The following is a 6,966-nucleotide window of genomic DNA, read 5'->3' on the forward strand; positions in this document are numbered from 1 at the left end:
CGCCTGCGCGCGCCGCCGCGCCAGATAACAATCCAGGAGGCAGCTTGACCCAAGCCGACGTTCAATCCGGCACCGCGCGCGCGTTGCCGCTGTCGCGTGGCACCGATGCGCCGCACCGCCCCGTCGCGCTCGACGACGTGCCGCTCAACCGTTTCCACGTGAAGATCGCCGGCCTGACGTTCGGCGCGCATTTCACCGAAGGCTACACGCTCGGCACGATCGGCTACGCACTCGCCGCGCTCGGCAGGCAGATGCCGATCGACGCGTTCTGGATGGGGATGATCGGCAGCTCGGCGCTGATCGGCATCTTCTTCGGCAGCCTCGTGTTCGGCTGGCTGTCCGACCGGATGGGCCGCCAGAAGATTTTCCTGACGAGCTTCGTGATCATCACGGCGGCCGCGTTCGCGCAGTTCTTCGTCACGTCGCCGCTCGAACTGTGCGTACTGCGCGTGCTGATCGGCTTCGGGATGGGCGGCGATTTCACCGTCGGCCACGCGATCCTCGCCGAATTCTCGCCGCGCAAGCATCGCGGCACGCTGCTCGGCTCGTTCAGCGTGATCTGGACGATCGGCTATGTCGCCGCGAACGTGCTCGGCCTCGCATACGGCGATGCCACGCCCGACGCATGGCGGTGGCTGCTCGCATCGGCTGCTTTGCCGGCGCTGATCGTGCTGGTCCTGCGGATCGGTACACCCGAATCGCCGCGCTGGCTGCTCGGCAAGGGCCGCGTGCAGGAAGCACGCGCGATCGTCGCGAAGCACTTCGGGCCGCACGTGATGCTCGACGGTTCGGCCGAACCGCATGCGAATGCCGGCTTCGCGCGGCTGTTCCAGCGTGACCTGATCCGCCGCACGATTTTCAACTGTGCGTTCTTCGTGTGCCTCGTGATTCCGTATTTCGCGATCTACACGTTCCTGCCGACGATCCTGAAGACGATCGGCCTCGCCGAAGGCTTCGGTACGGACCTGCTGCTGAACGCGTTCCTCGTGCTGGGCGCGCTGATCGGCATAGGGCTGACGATCCGGCTGTCGCGACGCGGTTTCCTGATCGGCTCGTTCGCGGTGACGTGCGCGTCGCTCGTCGCGCTCGCGGTGCTGCCGTCAGCGGCGGCCGTCGCGATGATCGTCGCGTTCGCGATCTTCACGCTGACGATGTCGGCGTTCAGCAACCTCGTCGGCGTGTTCCCGCCCGAGTGCTTCCCGACCGAAGTGCGCGCGAGCGGCGTGGGCCTCGCGATCGCGTGCAGCCGGCTCGGTTCGGCGATCGGCACGTTCCTGCTGCCGGCCGGCATCGCGACGTTCGGCTTTCACGCGACGATGTTCGCGCTCGCGGGCGTGCTGCTGGTGGGGATGATCGTGTCGATCGCGTGGGCGCCGGAGACGAAGCATCTGACGCTGGAGGAGGCGTCGGGGCATTGACGACGGAGGCGGGTGGCGTGCCCGCCTGCTTCGTCACGCTCGGTGCTTTCGCTTCGACTCGCCGCCGATGCACGCCGGCGGTGCCGATCGCGATTCGAACGAGCCCGGCCGCGGCCGGGTTCGCGCATTCCGGACGCGATGCGGTGCGCGCGTTCGTTCAGAACAGAATCGACGCGTAGTCCCGCGCGCCGTGCAGGATGTGAAGAATGTCGATCCGCGTCGGCGGATCACCGACGACCCGATAGAAGATCTGGTAGTTGCCGTACACGCGGTGCCGCACGCCGTGACGCTCGAAGCGCGGCACCAGCGGAAACGCCAGCGGCATCGCGGCCAGACTCATGCACTTGTCGCGAATCTCCTGCACGAACGTCACGGCGCGTTGCGGGTTGTCGCGTGCGATGTCATCGGCGACCGCTTCGAGCTCGTCAATCGCAAAATCGGACAGGCGCACGATCAGGCCTGCCGATCCGCCTGCGCCCGATACTTCGCCTCGAGACGGTCGAAGACTTCCGCCGCCTCGGCGCCGCGTCCTGCTTCCGCATCGGCCAGGCTGCGCGCGATCACCGCGTCCAGCGCATTCAGTTGCGCCTCGCGATCCTGGATCAGGCGCACGCCTTCGCGCAGCACTTCGCTCTTGGATCCGTAGCGCCCCGATTCGACCAGCTTCGCGACGTAAGCCTCCAGTTGCTGGCCCAGTTCCGCACTGATCATGTCGACCTCCCGACCGGATTGAATTCGATCCGTCGAGCGTACCTTGGTTATCAACTATTATCAAGAAGACACGCTCCGGACGGAACGGCGCGAACACTTTCACGGCCGATCGGGTGAATGGACGAAACGGGATTCAGGCAGGCTGCGGCGGTGCCGGCATTCATCCGGGTTTCGCCTTCACTCGTGTAGCCTTGCCGAACGCCCACCATGCGAACACCGATCATGATTGAAGACATCGTCACGCCACAACCCGGCCTGAAGGTCTACCCGTCGGACACCGACGTCTTTGCCGAGGCCGATGCCGCACTCGCGCGCCATCTGCATCCGCTCGTGTCGATCGACCTGTCGACGGTCGATCCGTCGTGGCAGGGCTGGATCCACCTGCTCAGCCCGGTCGAACCTTATGACGGGCTCGTCGGGCAGGACACGGCCGCGTACCACAACGACTATCTTCGCGCGAACTGGATCGGGTTCCGGCTCGACGACGACAACCGCTACACGCTGCTCGGCGACCGGCGCTACTTCTATCTGGAAAACCCGCCCGACCCGCGGGACGCAGGCTATCGCAAGGAACTGGAGGCGCATTACGCCGAACAACAGGCCAGCATCGAAGCCGCGCGCAAGCGGTTCGCCGAATACGGCGTGCTCTACTCGTCGAACCAGTACGCGCCGGCCGAGCGCGATTTCAGCCAGGAAAAGCCGTGCAATCTCGTCGACCAGCTTGGCGGATCGGTCGGCTGGGGCAACTGGTCGGGCACCTCGGATTTCCCGGTCGACGACAGCGATCCGGACGACATCCGGCCGATCGGCCCCGACGGGGCGCGCTTTCGCTTCGTTGCCGGCGTGACCGGATGGGAATATCGCGCGGCGGGCGCCGACTGGATTCTCCTGTTTTACGAACCGGTCAGCCGCGTGGCGCTGCTGACGTTCGACTGGTCGTAAGGCGGGCGGGACGGCGGGCGTTCCGCCTCGTGGTTGGCCGTTCGGCGGACTCGGCGCGGCGGATTCGCGGCGATAGGCTGGGGCTTTCCGCTTTTCGACCGCAACCATGCCCGCCCGCCTTGTCGACCTCAGTCATGTCCTACCGTACGAGACGACGTACTTCGACGACCGGCTCGCGGTCGAACGAAACGGCCTCGATATTTCCGCGTTGCTGGGTGTGGACGGTCACGTTCCCGACGCGTTGCTGGTTTCGTTGTGCGGAGCGCCCACCGGATCGGAGATTCAAGCCTATCTCGACAGCAGAGGCTGGTTGACGCTCTCGGTCACGAACACCACCTGGATCCGATCCGAAAACCGCGTATCGGTGCGTCGAGAATCGGACGCATCCCTACTTGAACTCAAGACGATCGATCTCGTCGACAACGCAATCGCGGGACTCGGCGCGGCGATGCTGTGGCGCATCGTCAGGGCATCTGATACGTTGGGCATCAGCCGAATCATTGCATTCGCAGCGGGGGGCCGGAAGGCCGCGCCCAAACCGGGCGGGCGCCGGCTACTCGGATACTACGCATGGCCACGGTTCGGTTTCGACGCGCCCATTCCCGACAAGTGCAGCGATGAAGCAGCGTTGTTCCAGTATTTCCAGGGGCGCCCGGCCGGTCTTGCCGACGGATCGCTCCGGTCGCTGCGTGCGCTCTATGCCACACGATTCGGGCGAGATTTCTGGCGTGTGGCGGGATCACATCGCTGGATGTCATTCGACGTCGCACCGCGCGGCACATCGGTGCAGGCGCTGCAAAGATACCTGATCGAAAAGGGGATTTACGAATGAACGCAAAGCACACGCCGATTGCCGGATTCCGGATCGCGCGCGCCATGGCAAAGCGGGGCCGGCCGGCGAACCGGCATCGCCTTGCTCTCGTCTCCGAAGCCAGGCAACTCCTCGATACGCTCGTCGCAAACGAACTCCATCGAAGCCTGGCGCGCGTCATGCGCCAGTCCGCCATCGGGCACGACACACGACCGGCCGACATGCCGGCATCTCCGCCTCGACGCGCCGTCTTCAACGTCGGGCGTATCGATCTCTCCAAGTGCCAGTTGCCAGTCGAATCGATCGCCGAAATCGAAGCCAGCGGCCGCCGGGAGACACTCATGCACTTCGGACACGACCCCGACGCGTAGCCGGCAACGACGGGACGAAGCCGTCTGGCTCGGCTCGACATCGAGCGTACAGGTCTCCCGTTGGTAACGATCTTTAACGGACACCAAAGTTGGAAGCAGTGTGCGACCGGCGCGGACCGATCCGATTTTTCCCACATTCCGATCAGCCGCGTCCCACAGTCGCCCCCTACCCCTTCCGCCCCACCTGTTCCCGCACCCACGCGGCAAACGCAAGCACGTGCTCGACCGCGACACTCTCCGGCTCGACATCGAGCCAATAGCCGAACGGCCCGATCGGCTGCACCGGCGACAGCCGCACGAGGCTGCCTTCAGCGATCTCCTCCTCGATCATGTTCAGGTCGACCACCGCGAGCCCCGCCCCCTTGCGCGCTGCGCGGATCGCCTGTTCGAGCGTGGAAAACTCGATGCCGTCGCCGATCCGCGCCACCGGCACGCCCGCCTGCTCGCACCAGTCGGCCCACAGCGTCAGGCGCTTGCCTTCGTGCAGCACATGCAGCGACGGCAACCGGCCGAGCAGCACGTCGAGCGCATCGCCGCGATAACGCGGCGCACCGACGAGCGCATGCCGCTCCATCATCAGCAGCTCCGACTGCATCCCCGTGCGCGCCGCGCGCCCGAAGCGGATGTGGCAATGGCAATCGTCGGCCGGCTCGGTGCGGATCGACAGCTCGACGTCGGGCAGCGTCTCCGCGAGCGTGCCGAGCCGCGGCGAAAACCACTGCGTCGCGAACGTCGGCGGCAGCGACACCGTCAGGCGCCGCTTCGCACCCGGCCGCGTGGCGGCGACTTCGTCGACGCCGCGCTCGATCGTGTCGAACGCCCGCCCGACGAACGGCAGCAAGCGCCGGCCGGCCTCGGTCAGGCGCACGCCCTTGTGATCGCGCTCGAACAGCCGCGCGCCGAGCGCTTCCTCGAGCAGCCGGATCTGCCGGCTCACCGCCCCCTGGGTCACGCACAGCGAAACCGCCGCACGGTTGAAGCTCAGGTGACGCGCGGTCTCCTCGAAAAATCGCAGCGCGATCAACGATGGCAGGCGTCGCATGATGTGTGTCCCCTTCGTTCGTATCGTTCGTATCTTTAGTGTCGTTCGTGCCGTTGCCGGCCGTCACCGCCGTCCATCCCGCGGGCCGCCTGATCGCGACCATGCGCGCCAGCCGCCGCGCCGTAAAAACCCCGAGGGCCCGCGCCCTCGTTCGCCTCCATTCATCGTCCCCGCGCCCGCGCCGCCCGCCTACAATAAGCATCCCGCACCAAACACGACACCGCCCCGTGAGACGCAAGATGCCGGCGCTGAACGCGCTGAAAGCCTTCGAGATGGCCGGCCGCACCGGCAGCTTCACGCGCGCGGCCGAACTGCTCAACGTAACGCAGAGCGCGGTGAGCCGCCAGGTCCGCCAGCTCGAAGGCCAGCTCGGCGAAACCCTGCTCGAGCGGCGCCATCACCAGCTCGAACTGACGGCGGCCGGCCGCGTGCTGCTGCGCGCGCTGCAGCAATCGTTCGACAAGATCGAGCTGACCGTGCGCAGCCTGCAGGAAAAAACCCACCTGAACCGCCTGCGCGCGAACGTGCCGCCCACCTTCGCCGCGCGCTGGCTGATGCCGCGGCTCGGCCGGCTGCGCGACGCGCATCCCGAATTCGAGCTGAGCCTCACGACCCGCATTCACGACAGTCTCGGCGAATCGCGCGTGCTCGACTGCGCGATCCGGTTCGGCGACGGCGAATGGGACGGCTTCGACAACGCACTGCTGATGCAGGAGCAGCATATCGCCGTCTGCGCACCGGCGCTGTATGCGCGGCTGCGACAGGACGGCGCGCCGATCGACCTGAACCGCTTCACGCTGCTGCACGTGCTCGCCACCGACGACCAGCGCTACCTGACCTGGCAGCACTGGCTGAAGGCCGCCGGCATCGCCGACGTCGACACGCGCGGCGGCTACGAATTCGACCTGCTCGACCACGCGATCCGCGCGGCGATCGACGGCCTCGGGATCACGATCGCCGATCGCCACATGGTCGCGCGCGAACTGGCGACCGGGCAGCTGATGCAGGTGCTCAACGTGCACGTCGACGGCCATCAGTCGTACTGGTTCGTCACGCGGCCCGAACAGACGAACCTGCCGCACATCGTCCAGTTCCGCGACTGGCTGCAGCAGGAAGTGTGGCTCGCGAAGCGCCACCTCGAACCGTCGTCGCCGCTTCCGCAAGTGCCGCTGGCCTAGCAGCCCCCCGCCCCGAACGACCACGAACGCCGTCAACCGGCACGCGCGGGCGACACCGTACCGGCTTCCACGCCCGTCCGCATTCGGCGCCGTCTGAAAATGCGGCCCGGCCACCGCCCGCCCCGCGCCCGTTCCCCCCGGCCCGCGCCACGGCAGCCTTGCCGGACGGGCGATTCCGGCCGACAGCCCGAGTAACGTGCGTTTTTCTCATGCCCGGCGCGAAAATAAGTCGTTTGTCGTGCGCTAAACGCATGAAGAGAATGGCCTCTGTCCCGTGCCGCGCGTGTCGCCACCCGAAGCGATCCGCCTGCATTCATCGGAGGAGTCACTTCATGCGCACCGAACGCAATTACGTGAACGGCCGTTTCGTCGCCCCGGAAAGCGACGCGTTCATCGTCGTCCACAATCCCGCCACCGAAGCGCCGTTCGCGCGCGTGCCGGCCGCGACGCCGGCCGACGCACTCGCCGCCGTCGACGCCGCGGCCGCCGCGCA

Annotated in this window: 8 protein-coding genes; 5 read left to right on the forward strand and 3 right to left on the reverse strand. The window is 66.7% G+C overall.

What is annotated here, in order from left to right:
- Positions 1 to 83 precede the first annotated feature (83 nt).
- Positions 84 to 1,418 carry an MFS transporter gene (locus DPV74_RS37575; protein ID WP_240440090.1) on the forward strand — a complete coding sequence of 445 codons (1,335 nt, stop codon included), beginning with the start codon at positions 84 to 86 and terminating at the stop codon, positions 1,416 to 1,418.
- Between the two features lie 157 nt (positions 1,419 to 1,575).
- Here the strand turns inward: DPV74_RS37575 and DPV74_RS37580 are convergent, their stop codons facing one another.
- Together DPV74_RS37580 and DPV74_RS37585 are read right to left on the reverse strand one after the other, a co-directional pair.
- Positions 1,576 to 1,875, reverse strand: coding sequence for a type II toxin-antitoxin system RelE/ParE family toxin (locus tag DPV74_RS37580; RefSeq protein ID WP_162923250.1), 300 nt, complete (start codon positions 1,873 to 1,875; stop codon positions 1,576 to 1,578).
- A complete protein-coding gene (locus DPV74_RS37585) occupies positions 1,872 to 2,129 on the reverse strand; it encodes a type II toxin-antitoxin system ParD family antitoxin (protein WP_048021519.1) in 258 nt (85 codons plus the stop codon). Before DPV74_RS37585 ends, DPV74_RS37580 begins: the two co-directional genes overlap by 4 nt.
- Before the next feature lie 207 nt (positions 2,130 to 2,336).
- Here DPV74_RS37585 and DPV74_RS37590 point away from each other — a divergent pair, with 207 nt between their 5' ends.
- The 3 genes from DPV74_RS37590 (at position 2,337) to DPV74_RS37600 (ending at position 4,253) form a co-directional block, all read left to right on the forward strand.
- Entirely contained in the window at positions 2,337 to 3,071 is a 735-nt protein-coding gene (locus DPV74_RS37590) for a hypothetical protein (RefSeq protein WP_119339024.1), read from the forward strand.
- A 106-nt stretch (positions 3,072 to 3,177) separates the two neighbouring features.
- The gene (locus tag DPV74_RS37595; RefSeq protein WP_119339025.1) at positions 3,178 to 3,903 is read left to right on the forward strand and encodes a hypothetical protein; all 726 of its coding nucleotides are present in this window, start codon (positions 3,178 to 3,180) and stop codon (positions 3,901 to 3,903) included.
- A complete protein-coding gene (locus DPV74_RS37600) occupies positions 3,900 to 4,253 on the forward strand; it encodes a hypothetical protein (protein WP_119339026.1) in 354 nt (117 codons plus the stop codon). Before DPV74_RS37595 ends, DPV74_RS37600 begins: the two co-directional genes overlap by 4 nt.
- 166 nt (positions 4,254 to 4,419) lie before the next feature.
- On the opposite strand, the gene DPV74_RS37605 is transcribed toward DPV74_RS37600, so the two are convergent.
- Complete coding sequence (locus DPV74_RS37605) at positions 4,420 to 5,295, reverse strand: LysR substrate-binding domain-containing protein (protein ID WP_119339027.1); 876 nt, start codon at positions 5,293 to 5,295, stop codon at positions 4,420 to 4,422.
- Positions 5,296 to 5,534: 239 nt separating this feature from the next.
- On the opposite strand from DPV74_RS37605, the gene DPV74_RS37610 reads away from it, so the two are divergent.
- On the forward strand, positions 5,535 to 6,473 hold the full coding sequence (locus DPV74_RS37610; protein ID WP_011356424.1) for a LysR substrate-binding domain-containing protein: 939 nt from the start codon (positions 5,535 to 5,537) through the stop codon (positions 6,471 to 6,473).
- Positions 6,474 to 6,966 lie beyond the last annotated feature (493 nt).

Origin of the sequence: Burkholderia sp. HAN2018 (assembly GCF_024704855.1) — a bacterium.
Classification (GTDB): Bacteria; Pseudomonadota; Gammaproteobacteria; order Burkholderiales; family Burkholderiaceae; genus Burkholderia; species Burkholderia cepacia.